This is a genomic window from Pseudoalteromonas sp. S8-8 (assembly GCF_000497875.1).
GTDB classification, from domain to species: Bacteria; Pseudomonadota; Gammaproteobacteria; order Enterobacterales; family Alteromonadaceae; genus Pseudoalteromonas; species Pseudoalteromonas arctica.
In genome coordinates, this window is sequence record NZ_AUTR01000013.1 from 72,345 (window position 1) to 94,830 (window position 22,486).

The window sequence follows — 22,486 nt, forward strand, 5'->3', positions numbered from 1 at the left end:
CTTTGTAGTCTTGAACAACTCGAGGTGTTAATGCGATACTTTAATTCGCTCTATTAAATCGGTAGGCGCCACTTCACTATTAATCGCAAAATCTAGTTGCACAAGTACATCTTCAAAACCTGAATCTGATGCTTTATATTTCCATTTTGCTAGCGCCTCTTTCGCTGATTTATCAAAAACATCTTTAGGTTTAGATTGAATAACACTAATGTTTTTTGTTTTACCGTTTGCTGCAATATCGTATTTTAATACAACAGAGCCGCTGATCCCTTGTTGAGCTGCTTGTATTGGGTAAGCAGGTTCAATGCGTATTGTTGGTGAAATGTGATCCTCTTTAGTCATTGCTTCTGGTTGCTTTGCAATTGCTAAGCCACTTAGCATGCTTGCGGCTACAAGTAATAAGCCACCTTTAGCAAACTTTGAACGCTCCCCGTTGTGTTTTATATTAGTAAGTCGTTGTAACATGGTTTTTTTATCTCCGTAGTGTGAATAAGCCATAAGTCCTGTGGGCGCATTTGCCGCGCAGTTTATTAAGGCTTTGCTATATAAAATATGTTGTTGTGTGGTTTTATTGCTAAGTACCCGTTCATCACAAGTCAGCTCTTGTAGTCGGCGCATGCTTGCGTAACAAAACCAAGCTAGTGGGTTAAACCAAAGTAAAATAGTAGGTAGTAATATAAGTGCGTTTGTTAGGTTGTCTTTGCGTTTTATGTGTACGTTTTCGTGCTCTAAAATAAGCGCTAATGTGGCTTTATCAAACTGGGTATTGTAGTTACTCGGTAACACCAGCTTGCTGTTTAAAATACCCACCACCATTGGCGTTGCCACATATTGACTGGTGTAGGTTTTAACACTAGTGGCAAGAGTGCCTTCAAATTGGGTTAACTCAGTTAACTGCAGGCTTTTAACAAAACGGGTATGTGTAATAAAACTAGCTATTAATAACCATGCGGTAATAAGTACATACATGAGCGCCCAGCTAATACCCATTTCATGTGTAAAAGGCTGGTTAGGGGTGATTAAGTAATGGCTAATATTGCTATTTTGCAGTGGTTTAATCGCATTTGGTAAATTAGCAATCACCAATGCCGCAGGTAATAGCCATGCTAATTTATATACAAACCGCGAGCCAAGGGCTTTTAAACCAAATCGCTCGAGTAAAATAAATCCACAAAACAAAATGCTTAATAGTAATTGCTGCTCAATCAACCAATTAAAACCAGTTTGAATAACCATGTTAATCCCTTACTTTTGGTTTTTTTCCCAGTCATCTATAACTTTTTTAAGCTCGTTTATATCTTGCTGAGAAAGCTGCTCCGATTTAGCAAAACCGCTTACAAGTGGCGCAATACGTCCACTAAAAAAGCGCTCAATAAAGTTTTGGCTTTCTTTTAAGGTGTAGTCGGCGCGCTCCATACACGGCATATAAATATACTGACGACCTTCTTTTTCAAATGTAAGTGCGCCTTTTTTTACTAGTCGACCTAGTAGGGTTTTAATGGTTTTTTCGTGCCATTGCTTATCGTCGCTTAAGCGCTCAATTATTTGGCTCGCGGTGGCGGGGTAGTTAATCCAAAGTGCGTCGAGCACGTCAAACTCTGCTTTTGATAACTCAATCATGCTATTGCCTACAAATGTAATCTTTAATTAAAGACTACACCTGTAATCTGTAATTGCAAGTTTATTTTTAACTTTTTGAGATGTAATTAAGTGACTTGGTATTAGATTTTTGAAATATCGTTTTTATTAATTTGTATATATTGGTTTTCAGGTAGGTTTAGTTTTGAAAGGGTGAGGTCACTAAATTGCACTCTAAATAAATCAATTACTTTATATCCGCAGTAATGCGCCATTTTACGTATTTGTCTGTTTAGCCCTTGTTTTAAAACAATACTAAACTGATTGCTGGCTATTTTATTTACTTCACAAGGCAGGGTTATGTGTTTATCAACGGGTACGCCTGCTGCCATTTTTTTACAAAAAGCATCGTCTAAAGGCTTATTTACGGTGACTAAATAATGTTTAGGCTGGTGGAAGTCAGGATGTATTAGTTGATTACAAAAATCCCCATCATTGGTCAAAATAAGCAAACCGCGAGAGTCTTTATCTAATCGACCAATAGGGTATACGCGGGTGAGTGTGGGCAAATGGTGAATAAGGCTGGCTGGGTCATCAATATTTAATTTGCAGTCAATACCTACTGGTTTGTGGTACGCAAAATAAACTAAATCGGCAGCACCTTTAATTTCTTTTTCATTCACTATTACAATGTCTTGCTCATCAACGTGATCTATATGATTCGCTGGGCGATTATTTACAGTCACAACACCTTCATCAATTAAACGCGATGCCTGTTTACGAGAACAAATACCTGCATGGGCAATATATTTAGCGAGTCGGATTTTTGTGCTCATAACGTGTGACGCCAGCGGCTAATAAAAATTTGATCGTGATTATAGCAAAGCTGCGTATCGATAATGTTAAATAACCAGAACTCAGGTTAAATATAAAAAGGTAGCCAAGATGGGTATTAAATTTTCACAGTTAAAAAAGCACGAGCCGCTACAAAAAGTCATTGTTCACTCGTTAGATATGGCGCTTTATCAAGTATCAGTAATGATTAATAACGTTGAATACTATGTAACAGAAGACAGCGGTGAGTTTTTAAGAGCGCTAAGCCCACTGCATGTTCAAAAGCGTTTTGACAAAATAGCGTATGCCGAAATGGTACTGCGCCAAACAAGCGCTTACGACGAAATGTGCGGTCAGCCAGAAAAAACCGGCAGCAATATGCTTGAAGTACCTTACGGTAAAAATAATCTTTATTGATTGAGCTAATTTGCTAGTATCTGCTTTTTAAGGGCGATAAATGTATCAATTAAAAGTAGATAATACCGATGCGTTAAACTCAGCGCTTCGCGCACAAATGGTTGAATTTAACGCCCAGTATTTTGATGCGCAAAGAGTGCCATTAGGCTATAAATTTACTGATGAGCAAGGCGAGCTTGTTGCCGGTATTAGTGGGTGTGTGTTTGGAAATTGGCTGATGATTAGTTGGCTTTGGTGTAGCGATAGTGCACGAGGTAAAGGGCTTGCAGATAAATTGCTAACGGCACTTGAGCAAGCTGCTATTGAGCTAGGAGCAACAACTGCTCAGCTTGATACACTTGATTTTCAAGCAAAACCTTTTTACGAAAAGCGCGGTTATAGTGTTAAGTATCAACTTAATAATTACCCACGCTCAGGTACGCGTTACTTTATGGAAAAGCCACTTTAATTTTTGCTGGCTATTTTTCTTTTAGTGGCTCGCCTTCAAAGGTAATTCCTAAAAAAGGCGTTGCCTCTGGTGCTAACATAAAGGTGCGAATGTTCATGTGATCATCCCCTTTAGGGTTTTTCAGCACGTCCTCTCGGTAAAACTTACCAAAGCAATCTAAGGTATTTTGTTTACTTAAATCGTTTAATTTAGCAAATGCAAAAATTTTACATGAACCGTTGTTCTCACTTACAGAGCTAAGTAATCCATGGTTATTAAAGCCGCACGCGGTAAACGTGTAATTTGCCTCAATAACAGCAATAGTATCGGTAAATTGAATGCTTTTTGGGTTTTCTGCAAGGGTTGCTAAGTAGTCATTTAACGTCATTTTTTGTCCTTATATTTTATAATTATTTAGCGCTCAACTCTAGCTCATCTGTTTGCTGATTTATATTGAATTTAAATCGCGATAAAAAGTTCATCCCTAGCAAACCTTGCCCACCTGTGCTTTCAATGCTCAACACTTCAAAACCATAAATAATTTGCGAGCCCACTTTAAACGATTCAATTTGATAACGCTTTACAATAATTTGACCATTCGCTGTATTTACCGTTACATCGCCTAAATACAAAGGCAGTGGCGAAATTTGCTCAATTATACTTGTAGGTAGTGAGGTTACGCTTGCGCCTGTATCAATCATTAGTTCGGTCGATAGATTGTTATTTATTTCGGTGTTTATTAAGTAATGCGCGCCGTAAGGCGTTAAAGCAACAAAGTCGTCTTGCGATAGTGCTTTATTGATCATAGCTTGCAGTGTTTGCACTTGGCTTTTCAGATTGTGCTGGTTTGGCATTCGATCAAGGGTTGCTTGTGCGCTAATTAAATCGCCTTGCTGATAGTGGGCGTACGCAAGCGGATATAAAAACTGCGCGTTATCGCTTTTATAATCAAGCCAAATTTGTGTTTGCTCAATAATAGCTTGCCAATTTTGTTGCTCAGTTAATGTGTGTAATTCGTTTTGAGTGAGCGTATTTAAACGTGTATTTTCGTTACTTTGCTGATCAGCAGGTTGTAATGAATTAAGCTCAAATAAAGCAATAATGGCGTTTTGTGTTTGCTCGCTATTTATTAAATACTCAACCTGTAAGTTAAGTAATTCTACGTTATAAGGGCTGTTATTTAATAGCGCATTGAGAAATGACTCGCTGAGTAATAAATTGCTATTTAGCCATGTTTTAAGCTGTATCAGCCACGATGAATAAAGTTTTTTTGCGATTTCAGGATTGCTGTTTTTGAGTTGTTGATAGCTACTGAGTGCGGCTTCAAATTGGTGTTGTTTAAATTGCTGCTTTGCCGTATTTAATAACGTATTTTGTTGTTTCGGCGATATGCTTTGCTGGGCACTTTGTGTTTTTTGTACTTTAGTTAATGCAGGCTGCGGCCACAATAAATAAGCGTTAAGGCTAAGTGAGCCAATTAATAGCAAGGTGATTAGCTTGGTATAGTGGCTCATTGTGACCTCTTATTTAATGCAATTGGTATTATTTAATAAAGTGCGTTAAGGCATGAACATTGGCTATTTCAATATCAGCCAGCCCTTTATAGGCGTAATTGGCGCCTTGGTCGTTTAACCATACCGATTGGCAACCGGCATTATTTGCGCCTTGTACGTCGGTATCTAGGCTATCGCCAATGTGTAAAATTTCACTTTTAGCAACGTTTAAATGTGTGGCTGCTTTATCAAATAAGGTGCTGTGAGGTTTTGCTTTACCGTGCATACCTGCTTGCAGTACGAGTTCAAATTTATCGTGTAAGTTAAAGCGTTCAATTTCAACGTTACCGTTAGTAATCGCAACAAGCGTAAAGTGTTTGGCTAGGTTATCTAGTAAGTTTAGTACGTCATCGCTTACGACTATGTTGCTGCGCGTATCGGCAAAGGCGTTATAGGCGGCATTTGCATGGCGCTCTACATCATCTGCGGTAAACCCAAGTTTAGAAAGCGCTAAACGTAGGGTGTGTTTGCGCCATTTAGTTACATCATCTGCGAGATCTGGGTTTTGTATTACGGCAAGTTCGCGACATAGTTGCCAGTACTTTGGACCTTGCTCTTGATAGCCCGGTAGCGCGTTTAAATAATTTTGTTGGGCTTTAACGGCTGCTTTTATAATAGGGTGATTGCTGTATAGCGTGTCGTCTAAATCAAAGCTCATGACAGAAAATGGCTTAATAGCACGATTAAATCGGATCATATTTATTTTCCTAATCAGTTCGTTTTTTTGCGCGAGGGTGAGTGTTGTCGTACACCTTGGCTAAATGTTGAAAATCTAAATGTGTATATACTTGTGTAGCCGACAAACTGCTGTGCCCTAGTAATTCTTGCACTGCGCGTAAATCACCAGATGATTCTAAAATATGTGACGCAAACGAGTGGCGCAGCTTATGCGGGTGAACCTGCGAGCTAATGCCTTGTTTTATTCCCCACTCTTGCATGCGTAGGCGCACTTGGCGAATAGAAATACGGTTTTTTTGGCTACTTAAAAATACTGCTATTTCATCGGGCTTTGCAAACTGAGGGCGTATTGTGAGCCATTTTTTTAATGCATCTAACGCTTTTTTGCCCACCGGAATTAATCGCTCTTTATTGCCTTTACCACGCACTAAAATTTCGCCATTGGCAGCACTAATATCTTGTATGTTAGCGCCAACTAACTCGCTTATACGCAGTCCTGATGAATACATAAGCTCCATCATTGCTTTATCTCTAATTGCGAGAGGTTCGTCGTCGGGTATTTCGAGCAAGCGTGCCATTTGATCTACGTCGAGATTTTTAGGTAGAGGCTTTGCAAACTTAGGGCCTTTTATACCTATAGCCGGATTATGGTAATGCGATTGCTCGGCAATATTTTTTGCTTTTAAAAACTTATATAAGCTGCGAATACAACTGAGCTTTAAGCTAATTGTACGGCCACTTAATTGTTTTGAGCGTAGTGCCATGCTGTAGCGGCGAATATGCTCGCCTTGCACGCCAAACCAGTCGTCACATAATTTGCTAAAATAAAGTGCTGCAAAGCCAAGCTGGCTTACATATTGGTTTACGGTGTGCGCTGAATATTGTTTTTCAAACTTTAAATAGTCACTAAATAGCGTTATAGGTGTACGCCAATTGTCGCTTAACTGGGTAATATTAGGCGCATCGTCACTCATGCTAGTTTTTGCAACCGCAGGTGTAATGCGTTTATAAAGTCGAGTACAAACAGGTTATCTTGCGCGGGCTCAAAATGGTTTACGTTACTGCTACCAAACGCCAAAATAGCGATAGGGTGCTTGGTGTCGCCAATTAAATAAATAGCGACGGATTGTGTATCTTCACTAAATAATAATTCGCGCTCTTGCTGATTAATACGCCCTAAATAATGCCCAGAATGGGTAAGGCGATGCGCAATAAGCTCGTCGTACTCGGGATTATATTTTACTAATTTGCAGTCGTTAACATCTTCACTTGAGCAAATTATATTGCGTAGATTATTTGCAAGAGTATCAAAATCGTCATGATTCCAAAGCTGGCGATGGCACTGGCTAAACAAACGATATACAAGCTCGTTTTGCGTTGCATGCTTGCTCATGGCGTCTATTTGGCTTTTTAAAAGCGTGTTGTGCTCGCGTAATTGGCGTTGCTGAATATGTACCAGCGACGTTGCACCTTGAGCTTGCTGTTGCAGCTCAAGTTGTGCGAGTAGCTCCGGGTGCTGAACCAAAAAATCAGGATGTTGATGTAAGTAATCAATAACCTGTTCTTTACTTAGCTCGCTCATAGCGCTACTTGCCCGTCGAACACATGCTCTGCGGGGCCAGTCATGCGTACTGGGTGACCTTCGCCACTCCAACGTACTTGTAAGCTACCGCCTGGTAAATCTACTTGAACAGTTGTTGATAACTTATTTTGCATATGACCAATCACCATTGCTGCACACGCACCTGTGCCACAGGCTAGGGTTTCGTTAACGCCGCGCTCCCACACTCTTAATTTAATGTGTTCTTGCGATACAACTTGCATAAAGCCAATGTTCGCTTTTTGCGGAAAACGTTCGTGGTTTTCAAGTAATGGACCCAATATATCAACTTGCGCGGTGGTTACGTCGTCAACTTCTAGCACGCAATGCGGGTTACCCATAGATACCGCGCCACTAAATACAGTGTGTTCTTCGGTTCTAATAATATAAGTAAGCTCACGCTTGCTCGCTTTTAAAGGGATTTTACTTGGCTCAAAATTTGGATGACCCATGTTAACCGTTACTTGACCGTCTTTTTCTATGTAGAGCGTTAAGTTGCCCGACTTGGTCGACACAGTAATTTTATGCTTGTTAGTAAGGCCCTTCATACGTACAAAGCGGGCAAAACAGCGTGCGCCGTTACCGCATTGTTCTACTTCGGTACCATCGGCATTAAATATTCGATAATGAAAGTCGAGATCAGGAGAATATGGCGCTTCAACCATTAGCAATTGGTCAAAGCCAATGCCAAAATGGCGATCTGCCAGTTTTTTGATTTGATCTCGCGACAAAAAAACATTTTGTGTAATGTTATCAATCACAACAAAGTCGTTGCCTAAGCCGTGCATTTTGGAAAAATTAACTAACATAGCGCTCTAATTCGGTTTTGCTCTGTGCTAATCATGCCACAGAGCAGCTAGTAGACAAAAACGTTTATGGTAAAACTTTCTCACCTTGATAAAGGCTTTCAATAGTTTCGCGTTCACGAATAAGATGATGCTGCTGACCATCTACCATTATTTCTGCAACACGCGGGCGCGAGTTGTAGTTTGAACTCATGGTAAAGCCATATGCACCAGCACTTCGTTGTGCGAGTAAGTCGCCTTGTTTAAGCGCTAGTTCACGATCTTTTCCTAAAAAGTCGCCGGTTTCGCACACCGGACCCACAATATCAAAGTTGTGAGTAGGTGTTTCGTCGTCGCGAACTGATACCGGAATGATTTTTTGCCACGCTTGATAAAGCGCAGGGCGAAGCATGTCGTTCATACCGGCATCTACAATGGCAAAAAATTTGTCTTGGTTTTGTTTAATAAATTCAACTTGAGTAACTAAAATACCTGCATTAGCTGCAATAGCGCGCCCTGGTTCAAAAATAAGTTCAAGGTGTTTGTAGTTAGCTAAGCGTTCGGTAACTTGCGCTGCATATTCACTTGGGTGCGGTGGTTGCTCGTTGTTATATGGCACGCCTAAACCGCCACCAATATCTAAGTGAGTTAGCTCAATACCGTTGGTTTTTAGCTCATCAATAAGCGCCATTAATTTATCAAGGGCTTCTAAAAAAGGTCTGACTTCAGTTAATTGAGAGCCAATATGGCAATCAACACCAATAATTTTTAAACCAGGTAAAGCCGCTGCTTGTTGATAAACACTTACAGCAGTTTGTATATCAATACCAAATTTATTCTCTTTTAAGCCGGTAGAAATATACGGATGTGTTTTTGCATCTATGTCGGGGTTTACGCGAATAGAAATAGGTGCTTCTAAGTTAAGCTCGCAAGCCACTTCAGAAATACGCTCAAGCTCAGAGGCTGATTCAACGTTAAAGCATTTAATCCCCAATTTTAATGCGTACGCTATTTCGTCTGCTGTTTTAGCCACGCCCGAAAAAACCACTTTAGAAGCATCGCCTCCCGCTTTAATTACACGTGCAAGTTCGCCTTTGGATACAATATCGAAACCCGATCCTAGGCGCGCTAATATATTAAGCACGGCTATATTTGAGTTTGCTTTAACGGCGTAACATACCAAGCTTTTATGATTTTTAGTGGCGTTAGCAAACGCTAAGTAATGGCGTTCAAATGTGGCGCGCGAGTACACATAACAAGGCGTACCGTATTGCTGCGCTATGCTTGCCACACTTACGTCTTCGGCAAATAATTGGTTGTTTTTGTAGTTAAAATAATCCATTTATTGCTCCTGACTTTGCGATGTTTTGGCTTGCTCAGCGGTAGTGGCTGGTTTAGCTGTATTTTGAGGTTGGTTTTGCTCTGTTTGTTGCTCTGGTAAATATAACGGACCGCTTTGTCCGCAGCCAGCTAAGGCGCTTAACAGTACAGTGCTTATTAATAGTTTTTTTAATTGTAAGGTATGTGTCGCTTTCATTAGATTAATACGGTTGCTGGCTTTATAATCGCAGAGTAACAGAATATCTAAAAAATGCAGCTATTCGCGGATGATTTTATTCCTGTTACACTAGGACTTGTTTATCTCTCGAGGTTGAATTTGCGCTGCCCGTTGGGTTCGTCCTAGGAACGATTTACTCTTTGTTGCTCGGTTTTAACTTAGTCCACTAGGTTACAAACCTCGCGCCGCGATTAAATCGTCCCTAGATAGAACAAATTTCAATCCTGAAAGGTTAACAGGCCCTAGCTGCACATTTTTAAAGCTAATTCAAAGCTAAAACGTACCCAATATTAGGCGGCTCGCCTGCAAAGGAAATAACAATGACTGAACACGAATATCACCAATTAGCCGAAGCTCTTATGTTCACTATTGAAGAGCAGGTTGATGATTGCGAAGCTGATTTAGATTACGAATCGGCACAAGGTATTTTAGAAATTATTTTTCCTGATAAAAGTAAAATAGTGATTAATAAGCAAGCACCTCTTCATCAAGTATGGGTTGCGACTAAGTTTAACGGACATCATTTTGAAATGCGTGATGGGTTATGGATTGATAACCGCTCTGGCGCTGAATTTTGGGCGTTTATAAATGAAGCCTCAACTCGCCAAGCAGGCCAAGAAGTTAAGTGGCAATCATCACTATGAGTTTAGAATTTGTAGAATATGCAGCCCAAAGTGAGCACAAAGCAACGGTTATTTGGTTACATGGTTTAGGTGACTCTGGGGATGGTTTTGCACCCGTAGCTCCGCAGCTTAATTTACCAAGTGAGCTTGGTATACGGTTTGTTTTTCCGCATGCGCCAGTACAACCGGTCACCATAAATGGTGGTATGGAAATGCGCTCTTGGTACGATATTAAATCTATAGAATTAGATAAGCGTGCCGATGAACAAGGCGTAAGGGATTCGGCTGCAAAGGTAGAAGAGTTAATTAATAAAGAAATTGCTAATGGCATACCTGCTAATAAAATTATTTTAGCTGGTTTTTCTCAAGGTGGTGTTGTGTCTCTGCATTTAGCACCGCGCTTTGAGCAAAAGCTTGGGGGTGTTATGGCGCTTTCTACTTATATGTGTGTGCCGCAAAAATTTACTGATGAAGCAAAGCATACTGATTTAAACGTATTTATGGCTCATGGTAGCCAAGATAACGTTGTACCGCATAGTGCGGGAAGAAGTGCGTTTGAAGTATTAACAGCACATAACATGGATGTAAGCTGGCAAGAATACCCAATGGCCCACCAAGTTTGCGCAGAAGAATTGCAAGCTATTCGCCAATGGTTAATTGCTCGTTTAAGCTAATTTTGGAACCGCTGAGGTCAATATGAGTCAAAAAATAGTTATTAAAGCAAATGTTAAACGCGAACTACAAGAGAGTGTACCAACGGTAAGCTACGAGTGGAATTGGCGTCGTATTGTGAGTATTGCTATGTTGGTATTAATGACCTCTGCAGCAGTTGTGTATGGCTTAACAACGTCAGCCAGTGCAGAGCAAGGTGAGCATCCAAATGAGCAGGAGCAATTTTTAAGCTTTAGTAGTAACGCTCAAAACCAGACAAGCGTTGAAGTAACGGATGTTGAGCCTCAATCATCAGTAAACAACACTCCTAACGAGCCCGCAGAGATAACGCAACCGAGCATTGAACCGTTATTATTTGCGCAGAATGAGGTTGAGCAAAGCATATCAATTAATGCACCTGATAAAGCGGATCTTGTAAATACTGATACAGTTTTATTAGCTAACAACGATATTGTGATTGATCAAAGTGAGAGTATTAATACAGAGTTAAACTCAAACCTTGATAATGATGTGCAAGAAGAAACCGCAGAAGCTCAAAACGTAGCTGAGCCAGCCAGTCAAAGCGACTTACTTTTAGATTTAGAAAGTGATGATGGTGCATTGAGTGGCACTGAAGGTTTTTCACCTACAGCACAAGTGGCAAGTGTGGCATTGGGGGCGCAAATAGATACAGGTAAAATTAGCCGTGCAGTACTTACTCGCAAAGTAAGTAAGCGTGAACCTACTAATGTGTTTGCTGCTGATATTAGATTAAGTCAGTTTGATGAAGGGCTTTCGTTTTTTAGTGAGATTAAAAACCTTCAAGGCCAGCAAGTTAAGCATGTTTGGTCGTTTGAAGGTGAAACTATGGCTGAAATTACACTTAATGTTACTTCGCCTCGCTACAGAACGTACTCAACAAAAAATATCATGGACACACAGACAGGCCATTGGCGTGTTGATGTAGTTGATGAGCAAGGCAATTTAATTGCCCAAAAAGAATTTAGAATTTTAGCTGACTAAAACTAGCTAAACGCAGTAATTAATTGGATACCCCTATGACAGAAAAAACAAAATTAGTACGCATCGCAACGCGCAAAAGCGCCTTAGCACTTTGGCAGGCCGAATTTGTAAAAGCAGAGCTTGAGCGTTTTCATGCAGATGTGCGCGTAGAATTAGTCCCAATGTCGACGCAAGGGGATATAATTTTAGATACGCCATTGGCTAAAATTGGCGGTAAAGGCTTATTTGTTAAAGAGCTAGAGCAAGCCATGTTAGATGGCCGAGCTGATATTGCCGTGCATTCTATGAAGGACGTGCCAGTAGAGTTCCCAGAAGGATTAGAGCTGTATACTATTTGTGAGCGTGAAGATCCGCGTGATGCGTTTGTATCAAACAATTTTGCAAATTTAAACGAGCTACCACAGGGCGCCATTGTGGGTACTTCGAGCTTACGCCGCCAGTGCCAAATTAAAGCACTTCGCCCTGATTTAGATATTCGTGATTTGCGCGGTAATGTAAATACGCGTTTAGGTAAATTAGATGATGGCCAATATGATGCTATTATTTTAGCGGCAGCGGGGCTTATTCGTTTAAAAATGAGTAAGCGTATTGCTGACTACATTGAGCCAGAAGTGTCATTACCGGCAAATGGTCAAGGTGCTGTAGGTATTGAATGTCGTATTGATGATGAAGTAACAAAAGCATTACTTGCACCACTTGAGCATACCCAAACACGTATTCGCGTAAATGCAGAGCGTTCGATGAACCGCTATTTAGAAGGTGGTTGCCAAGTTCCTATTGGTGCTTATGCATTAGTTGATGGCGAGCAAGTACATTTGCGTGGTTTAGTTGGTGCTGTTGATGGCAGCGAAATTTTACGTGACGAAGTAACAGGTCATGTAAATGACGCAGAAGAACTAGGTATTGAGCTTGCTAAAAAATTACTAGCTCAAGGCGCAGACAAAATATTAGCTGAAGTTTATAGAGACGCATAAATGACACATATTCTGATAACTCGGCCCGAAGGAAAAGGCGCAGCCCTTGCACAGCAACTTGAGCAAGCGGGTTATCAGGCGTCTTTATTTCCGGTATTAAAAATAACGCATTTAACACCCTCCAGCACTGAACTTAGTCCGCTGTTAAATGCAGATAAAATAATATTTATATCGCAAGATGCAGTCAGTGCACTTTCGCAATTAAAACCCGATATAAATACCAAGGCGCAGTTTTATGCGGTTGGACAACAAACAGCCGACATTATATATGAGCAATTTGGTGTGCGCGCAGCAGTACCAAAGCAGTATGATTCAGAAGGGTTACTTGCGCTCAAATCACTCGCCGAGGTTGATGGCAGTAATATAGTGTTAGTTAAGGGTCAAGGTGGCCGCCCTGAGTTAGCTAAAACGCTGAAAGAGCGCGGTGCTTTTTTAAATAATTGTGTTGTGTACAAACGTGAACCCACAGAGAGTATCACCCCCAACTGGACAGACCACTGGAAAAGCCAGAATGTACACGGTATAGTCATAACAAGTAATGCAGCAGTTGATGCTATATTTAAAAGCCTTACTGCACACCAACTACAATGGTTACAACAGTGCCGATTTTATGTTGCAAGCGAGCGGATAGCCGCTTATTTAAAGTTGCAACAGGTAAGTTCGGCTAATATACACATTGCAGCAGGGGCTAGCGATAATGCTATGTTTACCTGCATAAATCAGCAAGGTAGCAACATGAGCGAACAGTCAAAGCCAGTTACGGCAGAAAAAGCCACACCAACAATAGCTAACACGGCCTCAGCTAAATCAGCTAAGCAAGAGCCAGCAGCTACAAAAAATACGACAGAAAAAAACAAACAAAAGGTAAGTAAGGTTGCAGCACTTGCGCTTCTTATTTCGTTAATTGTGGCCTCTGGTGTTGGATACGAGTTTTATCAAAAATTAAATGCTGGTAAGGCGCGAAACCTAGCCGTTAATGAGTTAAGCGAGCAAAATAAGTTACTCGTTCAAGAGCTGCAAGCACTTAAATCGGCGCAATCTAATTTGCAGCAAGCGCTGTTTAATAGTGAGAAAAAAGTAGCCGCAACCCTAAGTGAAAGTGCAGCTCAAAATCAGCAAGAGCTAAAAGCAGCCCTGCAAAAAGCGCAGCAACAAGGCTCGTCTTTAAACCCACAAGAAGTAACCAGCTTACAGCGTATGGCTGAATTTAAACTATGGGCTGAAAAAGATTACCAAGGCACTAGTGCTGTTTTAAAGCGCTTAGATGCATTACTTAGCGAACACCCAGGAACAGTTGAAGTTCGCCAAGCTATTATGCAAGACATACAAACACTTGATAGCCTTAAACCTGTTGCAACAGAGGCTATTTATTTACAGCTAAACAGTGCACTTAATAGCGTTGATAATTTAGTTTTTAATGCGGTTAACTTGCCAGAAGAAGCGGCTGCAATAGATGAAAATGCTTTAAGTGATGACGTGAGTGATTGGCAGCAAAACCTGAGTAATAGCTGGAATAAAATTGTGGATAGCTTTATTACTATTCGCCAGCACGAAGGTGTTTCCATTGAGCCATTACTTACAGATCAAGAGCGCCATTTAATTAATCAACGAATCAAGCTTAATATAACTCAGGCACAAGATGCACTTATGAGTAAGCAGGCGAGTATTTTCTTTAGCGCCTTAAGTGAAGCAAAACGTTTAGTTGGTGAGTACTTTAAGCAAGACGATGATGCAACCAAAACGGTACTTAAAGCGTTGTCTAAACTCGAAAAAGAGCAGCTTAATTTTAATCCAAAAATAACCTTAAATAGTACACAAAAGGTTAAGGAGTGGGCGCAATGATAGGGCTAATTATTTTAATTGTAGCTATTGTTGTTGTACTAGCGGTTACTCCATTTGTGCTAGATGAGAAAGGTTATGTACTTATTTCATTTAACAATACGACGATAGAAGGCACGATAGTATCGTTTTGTATAATGGCAGTCATTACCGCTGTTGTTTTATATTTAACATATAAGCTAATCCGCTACTTATTATCGATTTATCATAATACTAAACATGGCTTTTTTGCACGTAGCCAAGAGCGCAAACAAGTAGCTATTGAGCAGGCTCTGTGGAGTGCTATTAATGATGATTACGAGCACGTAGAACAGGCTTTATCGGGTAATAGCGTACCAGATAAGTTTGAAGATATTCGCTTAGCATTACTTGCAAAAGCAGCGCTTGCTAATAATCAAACAGATAAAGCACTTGAGCGTTTATTTGAAATAAGCCCAGAGCATCAATTAAAAGTAGCAAAGCTATGGTTGGCAAGTGGCGACAGTAGCGCGATTGAGTCACAAATGCGTATTAGTGCAGAAGCTAAAAAAGTCACCGCACTTGAGTTAAAACTTTATGCAGAAGTATTAGTACAGCAACAACACTTTAGTGCGCTGGAAGACTTTTTGCCGCGTTTACTGCGCAAAAAAGCACTTACTGATGCACAGTGGACGCAGTTATTTAGTGCCTACTTTAATGCGTTAGATGCAGACAAACTGAGCGAAAAATATAAACAGCTACCTAAAAAGCTGCAAGCTCATGCCCACACCGCATATTTAATGCAAATGGCGCAAGCAGGTCAATTGGCTGTTATTGAAAGTGACTTAATTAAAATGGTTAAGCACAATGAGCAACACTTAGAGCTTGCCAATATATTAAGTAAATCAACAGCAGCCGATGCGCCTAAGTTGCAAATAAACATACAAGAACGCCTTAAAAAGGATGATTCAAATAATTCACTATTACTTGCGCTGGCTTGCCTTGCTAATGCTAAAGGTGATTATGACTTAGCAGCTAGAATTTTTGATAAAGCACTGAATAGTGACAATAAAAAACAGTTCTCTGAACAAGCTGTTTTGAGTTATAAAAATAGTGCACAAGCAGAAAAGGCGCTCGTTTTATATCAATAAATGACTACACTATAACTACTTAGCATTTTTTGTAGTTCAGGAGCACAAGCATTGAGAAAGTTTTTAATATTAACCCTTAGCTTGGCTTGTGCTTACTTCTTTACTGGGTATTTTAGCAATTCACTTCTTTCTGTAGATGGCTATGCGGTCGCCTCTTGGCCGCCCTCAGGAATTGCTTTAGCGAGCTTTTTAATTTGGGGACGTAAGTCATTTATTGGCCTTATTCTTGGTGCTTTCTGTACTAACTTAATTCACCTTGATAACACCGTAGATATTCTTCATTTTAATGTGCTTTTACAAGCTATTTGCGTCACTTTAGCCTCTGTTTTACAGGCTTGGATTGGTCGTCAAATTATAGTAAATGTTATAAAGGCTCCGCTAGATTTATCTTCTTTAAAACACAGTGTTCAAAGCTTAATAGTAGCGGGGCCAATATGTTGTGTTATTGCTGCAGGTGTGGGAACTAGCTTATTAGCATTGAATAATGTGATTCCGACCAATGCTATTTTTGATAACTTTATAGCATGGTGGATTGGCGACAGTATTGGTGTACTTATATTTACTCCACTCATGCTCGCAGCCTTTAATTACACGCAAGTACGCCAACGTATGTTGGTAATTTTACCTTCACTATTAATTTACATACTGATTAGCGTTAGTTTTTATGGCGCTGCTAGTGTTAAAAAAGAAAAAGATATTCAAAAGCAAGAAGCCAAAATACTTGTTGTGCAAAATGCTATAAGCCAAAAGCTTGATGGTATTACTGCTCATTTAGGCTTATTAGCTACATTTTTTGCTAGTAGTAGTGACGTGGATTTCAAAGAGTTTAAACAATTTACTTCAAAGCAGTTGGGCTACAGCCAAGAAATTCTAGCATTTGAATGGATACCTTATATACCAGCAAATAAACTCGCAGATTTTGAAACACATGAAAATCCAGCCTCCGGCCAACCTCTATATATAAAAGAAAAGTCACTAGATGGAGCTTGGCAACCTGCAGGTACTCGTAGTAATTACTTTCCAGTAAAGTACGTATATCCCTTAAAAGGTAATGAAGATGTTTTAGGGTTTGATTTAGCTTCTAGTAAAGTAAGAGGTGCAGCGCTTAGCAAAGCGAAAGAGCTTAATGAACTTGCACTAAGTGAGCCAATTAACTTGGTCCAAAATACAGCCGAACACGGTGTACTTTTTTTATATCCTGTTTTTGGAGAGTCCTCTACCGAAGATGATTTTCAAGGCTTTGTGGCAGCGATTATCAGCCTGAAACGCTTATCGCAAACACTATTATTTGATCACAACAACTCAATTTCAGCCAGTTTTTTTGATACAACGATACCAGGGAAAAAGCAGGCAATTTATATTGCCGATACCGATAACTCGCAGGCGCTATTTAAAGAATATCAATTGTTGATTGGCAAGCGCATGTGGCAGGTCGAGTTATATGAACCAATAGTTAGAACGTCTTGGTTAATGTATTGGCTTGCACAAATAGTAGGTATGTTGTTTGTGTGGTTACTGATTACATTTTTGATTTCAGTTACAGGTACAAACATACAAATTCGCGAACAAGTGGCCAAGCAAACACATACACTACGCAAAGAAAAACAAAAAGCAGATGAAGCGAGTCATATTAAAGGACAGTTTTTAGCAAACATGAGTCACGAAGTCCGCACCCCTATTAACGGTATAAAAGGGCTGCATTATTTAGCGCTGCAGCAGAATGATTGGCAACAAGCAAGAAGTTACATTGAACAAGCAGATGGAGCACTGGGTGTTTTACTGCGGGTATTAAACGATGTGCTCGACTTTTCAAAAATGGAAGCAGGCAAGCTAGACTTAATGCAAGAGCCTATTAATGTAGCGAGTTTAGCGGATGAAATGCTTAATTTACTTCAGTTTGAAGCTGACATTAAATCAATAAAGTTAAGTCTCGATTTTGATAAAACATCAACTTTGGTCATTAATACCGATCCAATCCGCTTAAAACAAGTGCTGCTGAATCTGCTCAATAATGCGGTTAAATTTACAGGGGAAGGTGAGATCACTCTGAAAATTTGGCAGTCGAAAAAAATGACTTACTTTAGTATTAACGATACGGGTATTGGTATTAGTAGTGAAGCACAAAAACAATTGTTTAAACCGTTTGCGCAAGCCGATAGCTCAACCTCACGTCAATATGGTGGTACAGGCTTAGGGTTAAGTATTTGCAGAAAGCTGGTTGAGTTAATGGGTGGTGCAATTGATTTAGTCAGTTATGAAGGCAAAGGTTCTACATTTACATTTAGTTTGCCGCTTATATCGCCTTTACCAAAGGCAGAGCAAATTCAGCAGCAATACGACGAAATAGATGTAAGTACCTTATCATTCGCAAACTATAAGTTGCTTCTAGTAGAAGATAACCCACTTAACCAGCATGTTGCCAGTGCCATTTTAAAAACAAAAGAGTGTATTGCCGATATTGCTAATGATGGTTTTGAAGCCATAGAAAAGCTAACCGAAAATAGCTACGACATTGTTCTTATGGATATTCAGATGCCAAAAATGGATGGACTCCAAGCAACAAAAGTAATTCGTTGTGATTTAGGGTTAATTGATTTACCCATAATAGGGCTATCGGCGAACGCCCATGACGATGACGTTAAAAAGGCATTAGCCTCTGGAATGAATAGTTATATTACCAAACCTATTGATGCAAATACGCTTTTTAAAACTCTTTGGCATTATTTATCAAATAAATAAATAAGTAACGTTATTTTTTGCACAAAAAGCAGACATATGACCGCTTAAACTTAACGCAAACCATATAGACTTGAAAAATAACTATATCTGCGTATCATGCGCGCAAATTTAACTAAACTGGGTTGCTATTATGATCAATAGAAAATTACCTTTGCTAGATATTCACCGTCATTTAGATGGTAATGTACGTGCGCAAACCATATTAGAACTTGGTCGTCAGTTTAATATAGAGTTACCTGCAGATAACGTTGAGGCATTAATTCCTCATGTTCAAGTTATTGACCCTGAGCCAAACCTTATGGCTTTTTTACAAAAGTTAGATTGGGGTGTCACTGTACTTGGCGACTACGATGCGTGTAGACGCATAGCGATTGAAAACATTGAAGATGCACAAGCACAAGGCCTTGATTATGTAGAGCTTCGATTTAGCCCTTACTACATGGCACAAAGCCAAGGTTTACACCCAGAAGGGGTTGTAGAGGCGGTTGTTGATGGTATTAAATCAGCAACAAAGGGTGCAAATATAAAAGCTAACTTGATTGGTATTTTATCGCGCACTTATGGCGTAAAAACATGTCAAAAAGAGCTTGATGCATTACTCGCATTTAAAAATGATTTAGTCGCTGTTGATTTAGCCGGTGACGAAATTGGCTTTCCTGGTGAGTTGTTTGTAGAGCACTTTAAACAAGTACGAAATGCTTATTTAGCTTCGACTATTCATGCTGGAGAGGCACTCGGTGCTCCAAGTATTTGGCAAGCAATTAATGAGCTAGGTGCAAGCCGAATAGGGCATGGCGTTAAAGCTATTGAAGATCCAAAACTAATGGATTACTTACGCGATAACCGTATTGGTATTGAGTCGTGCTTAACAAGTAATATTCAAACCAGTACAGTAAACGATTTAGCTAAGCACCCACTTAAACAGTTTTTAGATCACGGTATTTTAGCGTGTATTAATACTGATGACCCTGCGGTTGAAGGCATTGAAATTGAGTACGAATATACCGTTGCAGCACCTAAAGCGGGCTTATCTCAAGCTGATATGGAAAAAGCCCAAAAAAATGCATTAGAAATAGCATTTTTAAGCGATGGCGATAAAAAAGAGCTTTCAGCAATCGTTAGCGCACGTTAACTCTATTTAATACACATTAAAAATGCCGCTTTATAAGCGGCATTTTGTTATCTGCAATTTAGTGTGTTTGGCAGCTTATGTAATTATCGTAAAGTGCTTTAAGTACATCTGCTCGGCTGATCATGCCTATTACTTTAGCACCCTCTACAACAGGGTAGTTTTTTGGTTTACCAGGCTGCATCTGCTGTGCAAGCTCAATAATGTTGGTATCGCCGCTAACGGTCACTACCTTTGTTTGCATAAGTTGCGATACTTTAACCATCCCATCACAAAAATAACTGCTTTGCGTAAGTGGTTTTAATAGTTCTTGCTCAGATATAAATCCGACTAGGCATTTATCTTTATCAAATACTGGTGCGCCAAGTAGTTTAAATTTTTGTAGTTCTGCTATGGCTGTCGTCATTTCTGTATCTGGTGTGATATTTGGCAACTTGCGTTGCATAAAATCTTTTACTTTTGTATTTAGCATTTGGGTCTCTCCCGCTGATGTTCTATACAAAGTATGGTTTATAGATAGGGATTTAGGAAATTGTTTATGTTGATGAGATTGATAGGTTTTAACTATTAAGTATTTGTTGTTATATAAAATAAAAGCACCGATTAGGTGCCTTTATTCATAACTGAAAGTTAATTTCAATTATTTGATAAATGCGAATGCATCGGCGTACATGTTTTCACGAATTGCACCATGAGTAATAAAGTCATCACGGACAATACCTATCATGTCAAAACGACCGGCCATGTAAATATCGTATGGTTCAAGTGATACAATATCTTGCATTACCGCTTTATGTACATAGCCAGTGTGACCTTGCCAATTAGCAGATGGGTTTTCTACCACAGGGATAAACTCAAAGTTTTTGTGGCTATCGGCCCATGTTTGCATTTCTGTATGTGCGTATAAAGCAGATTCTTCTTTTACACCCCAGTAAAATAATACAGGACGGTCGCACTTAATTTCAGCTAAGTGATCAGCCATTGATTTTGCGTATGAAAAACCAGTGCCACCGGCAAGTAAAATAATAGGACGCTCACATTGCAGGCGCAACTGTGAAATACCCAAGCCAGCTTCAATGTCTACTAACTGCCCAGTGGTATGGGCGTTTCGTAAATGTTCCAGCGATTGCATTGCATACGAATCGGCACCTGACGCGCCAATATGCAGTTCTATTGCATCGCACTGTGAAGGGCGACTAGCTATAGAAAAAGCACGTTTGTCTTTTTCGCCCAATACGAGTTGCATGTATTGGCCAGCTTCAAAGGTCACAGGTTGTTGTGGCTTTAAAATTACTTTGTGAACAAATTCTGTAAGTGGGCTGATAGCTACAACTTCAGCTTTTAATGTTTGCATTTTTTACCTTTTAGCAGCGCTTTAAACAGCAGATACGCAATCGAATGACTCGATTCTAGCATATCTGCAGGGTTATTTTATAGCCTGTTATGTACTTACATATAAACACTTAAAGAATATTTAGGCTTTCCCAAATATCATCTACGCGGTCTTTGGTGTCTTTATCCATAACAATAGGCTCGCCCCATTCGCGGGTGGTTTCGCCAGGCCATTTATTGGTGGCATCCATTCCCATTTTTGAACCAAGGCCAGAGACTGGCGATGCAAAATCGAGATAATCAATAGGTGTGTTTTCTATTAATGTTGTATCGCGAGCAGGATCCATTCGGGTTGTTATAGCCCAAATAACATCTTCCCAATCACGGGCATTAATATCGTCATCGCACACAATTACAAACTTGGTATACATAAACTGACGTAAGAACGACCAAACCCCCATCATCACGCGCTTGGCATGGCCAGGATATTGTTTTTTCATTGTTACAATCGCCATACGGTACGAGCACCCTTCAGGCGGAAGGTAAAAGTCGACTATTTCAGGAAACTGCTTTTGTAATATAGGCACAAACACTTCATTAAGTGCTACACCCAAAATCGCAGGCTCATCAGGCGGTCGGCCAGTAAATGTGCTGTGATAAATAGGATCTTTACGATGCGTTAAGTGAGTCACAGTCATAACTGGAAAGTCATCTACTTCATTATAGTAACCGGTGTGGTCACCATAAGGGCCTTCAGGTGCGATTTCACCTGGCATAATGTAACCTTCAAGTACTATTTCTGCACTGGCAGGGACTTGCAAGTCATTGGAAATAGATTTTACAACTTCGGTTCTGCTACCACGTAATAAACCAGCAAATGCATATTCGCTTAATGTGTCGGGTACAGGCGTTACTGCACCTAATATAGTAGCTGGATCGGCACCTAGTGCTACCGAGACAGGGTAAGGCTGCCCTGGGTTTTCTTTACACCATTCTTGAAAATCAAGCGCGCCACCACGATGCGACAACCAACGCATAATTATTTTATTTTTGCCTAATAATTGCTGGCGATAAATACCTAAATTTTGGCGCTTTTTATAAGGCCCTTTAGTAACTGTAAGGCCCCAAGTAATTAATGGCGCTGCATCACCTGGCCAGCAATGCTGAATAGGTAATTTAGTTAAGTCTACGTCATCACCTTCTAAAACCACTTGTTGGCAAGGTGCTTTTTTAACTTCTTTTGCAGGCATATTAAGCACTTGCTTAAAAATAGGTATAGCGCCTAAAGCTTCTTTAATACCCTTTGGTGGATCAGGTTCTTTTAAAAAAGCGAGTAGCTTACCCACTTCGCGCAGCTCGCTAACGTCTGTTTGGCCCATGCCCATTGCTACGCGTTTTGGTGTACCAAATAAGTTGGTAAGCACCGGCATATCGTAGCCTTTTGGATTTTCGAATAATAACGCAGGACCTTTAGCACGCAATGTGCGATCAGATATTTCGGTCATTTCAAGATACGGGTCGATTTCTTGGGTGATACGTTTAAGTTCGCCTTTTTTTTCAAGCAAATCGATAAAATCACGTAGATCTTTATATTTCATTGTGGGCCGCTATTAAGCAAAAGAGTTGAAGTATTATAC

General features: G+C 40.0%; 24 protein-coding genes. 10 read left to right on the forward strand and 14 right to left on the reverse strand.

All coding sequences use genetic code 11. The features are described 5' to 3' along the window. Positions 1 to 27: 27 nt before the first annotated feature. The 3 genes from L659_RS0103650 to L659_RS0103660 all read right to left on the reverse strand — a co-directional run bounded on the left by L659_RS0103650 (position 28) and on the right by L659_RS0103660 (position 2,414). A complete protein-coding gene (locus L659_RS0103650; RefSeq protein ID WP_024589640.1) occupies positions 28 to 1,236 on the reverse strand; it encodes a M56 family metallopeptidase in 1,209 nt (402 codons plus the stop codon). A gap of 9 nt (positions 1,237 to 1,245) precedes the next feature. After that, positions 1,246 to 1,620 (reverse strand): BlaI/MecI/CopY family transcriptional regulator, encoded by a 375-nt coding sequence (locus L659_RS0103655; protein WP_007580531.1) that lies wholly within the window; start codon positions 1,618 to 1,620, stop codon positions 1,246 to 1,248. 101 nt (positions 1,621 to 1,721) lie between these two features. Continuing rightward, entirely contained in the window at positions 1,722 to 2,414 is a 693-nt protein-coding gene (locus L659_RS0103660; protein ID WP_024589641.1) for a pseudouridine synthase, read from the reverse strand. Between the two features lie 109 nt (positions 2,415 to 2,523). On the opposite strand from L659_RS0103660, the gene L659_RS0103665 reads away from it, so the two are divergent. Beyond that, complete coding sequence (locus L659_RS0103665) at positions 2,524 to 2,829, forward strand: DUF6482 family protein (protein ID WP_024589642.1); 306 nt, start codon at positions 2,524 to 2,526, stop codon at positions 2,827 to 2,829. Between the two features lie 40 nt (positions 2,830 to 2,869). Then, the gene (locus L659_RS0103670) at positions 2,870 to 3,277 is read left to right on the forward strand and encodes a GNAT family N-acetyltransferase (protein ID WP_024589643.1); all 408 of its coding nucleotides are present in this window, start codon (positions 2,870 to 2,872) and stop codon (positions 3,275 to 3,277) included. A gap of 10 nt (positions 3,278 to 3,287) precedes the next feature. Here L659_RS0103670 and L659_RS0103675 read toward each other — a convergent pair whose 3' ends face one another. The 8 genes from L659_RS0103675 to lptM all read right to left on the reverse strand — a co-directional run bounded on the left by L659_RS0103675 (position 3,288) and on the right by lptM (position 9,409). After that, positions 3,288 to 3,644: a HopJ type III effector protein gene (locus tag L659_RS0103675; RefSeq protein WP_024589644.1), complete on the reverse strand. Its 357-nt coding sequence runs from the start codon at positions 3,642 to 3,644 to the stop codon at positions 3,288 to 3,290. 22 nt (positions 3,645 to 3,666) lie between these two features. After that, complete coding sequence (locus tag L659_RS0103680; protein ID WP_024589645.1) at positions 3,667 to 4,770, reverse strand: retroviral-like aspartic protease family protein; 1,104 nt, start codon at positions 4,768 to 4,770, stop codon at positions 3,667 to 3,669. Positions 4,771 to 4,798: 28 nt separating this feature from the next. Then, positions 4,799 to 5,506: an HAD-IA family hydrolase gene (locus L659_RS0103685; protein ID WP_024589646.1), complete on the reverse strand. Its 708-nt coding sequence runs from the start codon at positions 5,504 to 5,506 to the stop codon at positions 4,799 to 4,801. Positions 5,507 to 5,516: 10 nt separating this feature from the next. Next, on the reverse strand, positions 5,517 to 6,461 hold the full coding sequence (locus L659_RS0103690; RefSeq protein WP_024589647.1) for a tyrosine recombinase XerC: 945 nt from the start codon (positions 6,459 to 6,461) through the stop codon (positions 5,517 to 5,519). Then, entirely contained in the window at positions 6,458 to 7,069 is a 612-nt protein-coding gene (locus L659_RS0103695) for a DUF484 family protein (protein ID WP_024589648.1), read from the reverse strand. The genes L659_RS0103690 and L659_RS0103695 overlap by 4 nt, the downstream gene beginning before the upstream one ends. Further along, positions 7,066 to 7,896, reverse strand: coding sequence for a diaminopimelate epimerase (dapF, locus tag L659_RS0103700; RefSeq protein WP_024589649.1), 831 nt, complete (start codon positions 7,894 to 7,896; stop codon positions 7,066 to 7,068). The genes L659_RS0103695 and dapF overlap by 4 nt, the downstream gene beginning before the upstream one ends. 64 nt (positions 7,897 to 7,960) lie before the next feature. Next, positions 7,961 to 9,214, reverse strand: a complete 1,254-nt coding sequence (gene lysA, locus L659_RS0103705; RefSeq protein WP_024589650.1) for a diaminopimelate decarboxylase — start codon at positions 9,212 to 9,214, stop codon at positions 7,961 to 7,963. Then, entirely contained in the window at positions 9,215 to 9,409 is a 195-nt protein-coding gene (gene lptM / locus L659_RS0103710) for an LPS translocon maturation chaperone LptM (RefSeq protein WP_024589651.1), read from the reverse strand. Positions 9,410 to 9,750: 341 nt separating this feature from the next. On the opposite strand from lptM, the gene cyaY reads away from it, so the two are divergent. The 8 genes from cyaY to add all read left to right on the forward strand — a co-directional run bounded on the left by cyaY (position 9,751) and on the right by add (position 19,520). Beyond that, the gene (gene cyaY / locus L659_RS0103715; protein WP_002960979.1) at positions 9,751 to 10,074 is read left to right on the forward strand and encodes an iron donor protein CyaY; all 324 of its coding nucleotides are present in this window, start codon (positions 9,751 to 9,753) and stop codon (positions 10,072 to 10,074) included. Beyond that, positions 10,071 to 10,727 (forward strand): alpha/beta hydrolase, encoded by a 657-nt coding sequence (locus L659_RS0103720; protein ID WP_024589652.1) that lies wholly within the window; start codon positions 10,071 to 10,073, stop codon positions 10,725 to 10,727. Before cyaY ends, L659_RS0103720 begins: the two co-directional genes overlap by 4 nt. A gap of 22 nt (positions 10,728 to 10,749) precedes the next feature. Then, positions 10,750 to 11,727: a DUF2914 domain-containing protein gene (locus L659_RS0103725; RefSeq protein WP_024589653.1), complete on the forward strand. Its 978-nt coding sequence runs from the start codon at positions 10,750 to 10,752 to the stop codon at positions 11,725 to 11,727. Positions 11,728 to 11,762: 35 nt separating this feature from the next. After that, a complete protein-coding gene (hemC, locus tag L659_RS0103730; protein ID WP_010554568.1) occupies positions 11,763 to 12,701 on the forward strand; it encodes a hydroxymethylbilane synthase in 939 nt (312 codons plus the stop codon). Then, on the forward strand, positions 12,702 to 14,543 hold the full coding sequence (locus L659_RS0103735) for a uroporphyrinogen-III synthase (RefSeq protein ID WP_024589654.1): 1,842 nt from the start codon (positions 12,702 to 12,704) through the stop codon (positions 14,541 to 14,543). It begins immediately after the preceding gene. Then, entirely contained in the window at positions 14,540 to 15,649 is a 1,110-nt protein-coding gene (locus L659_RS0103740; protein WP_024589655.1) for a heme biosynthesis HemY N-terminal domain-containing protein, read from the forward strand. The genes L659_RS0103735 and L659_RS0103740 overlap by 4 nt, the downstream gene beginning before the upstream one ends. Positions 15,650 to 15,700: 51 nt before the next feature. After that, positions 15,701 to 18,388 (forward strand): CHASE domain-containing protein, encoded by a 2,688-nt coding sequence (locus L659_RS0103745; RefSeq protein ID WP_024589656.1) that lies wholly within the window; start codon positions 15,701 to 15,703, stop codon positions 18,386 to 18,388. Positions 18,389 to 18,518: 130 nt separating this feature from the next. Continuing rightward, the gene (add, locus tag L659_RS0103750) at positions 18,519 to 19,520 is read left to right on the forward strand and encodes an adenosine deaminase (RefSeq protein WP_007580566.1); all 1,002 of its coding nucleotides are present in this window, start codon (positions 18,519 to 18,521) and stop codon (positions 19,518 to 19,520) included. A gap of 58 nt (positions 19,521 to 19,578) precedes the next feature. Here add and L659_RS0103755 read toward each other — a convergent pair whose 3' ends face one another. The 3 genes from L659_RS0103755 to ubiD form a co-directional block, all read right to left on the reverse strand. After that, positions 19,579 to 19,989 (reverse strand): CBS domain-containing protein, encoded by a 411-nt coding sequence (locus L659_RS0103755; protein WP_024589657.1) that lies wholly within the window; start codon positions 19,987 to 19,989, stop codon positions 19,579 to 19,581. A gap of 168 nt (positions 19,990 to 20,157) precedes the next feature. Then, complete coding sequence (gene fre / locus L659_RS0103760; RefSeq protein ID WP_024589658.1) at positions 20,158 to 20,871, reverse strand: NAD(P)H-flavin reductase; 714 nt, start codon at positions 20,869 to 20,871, stop codon at positions 20,158 to 20,160. A gap of 109 nt (positions 20,872 to 20,980) precedes the next feature. Next, positions 20,981 to 22,447, reverse strand: a complete 1,467-nt coding sequence (ubiD, locus tag L659_RS0103765) for a 4-hydroxy-3-polyprenylbenzoate decarboxylase (RefSeq protein WP_024589659.1) — start codon at positions 22,445 to 22,447, stop codon at positions 20,981 to 20,983. Positions 22,448 to 22,486: the final 39 nt, after the last annotated feature.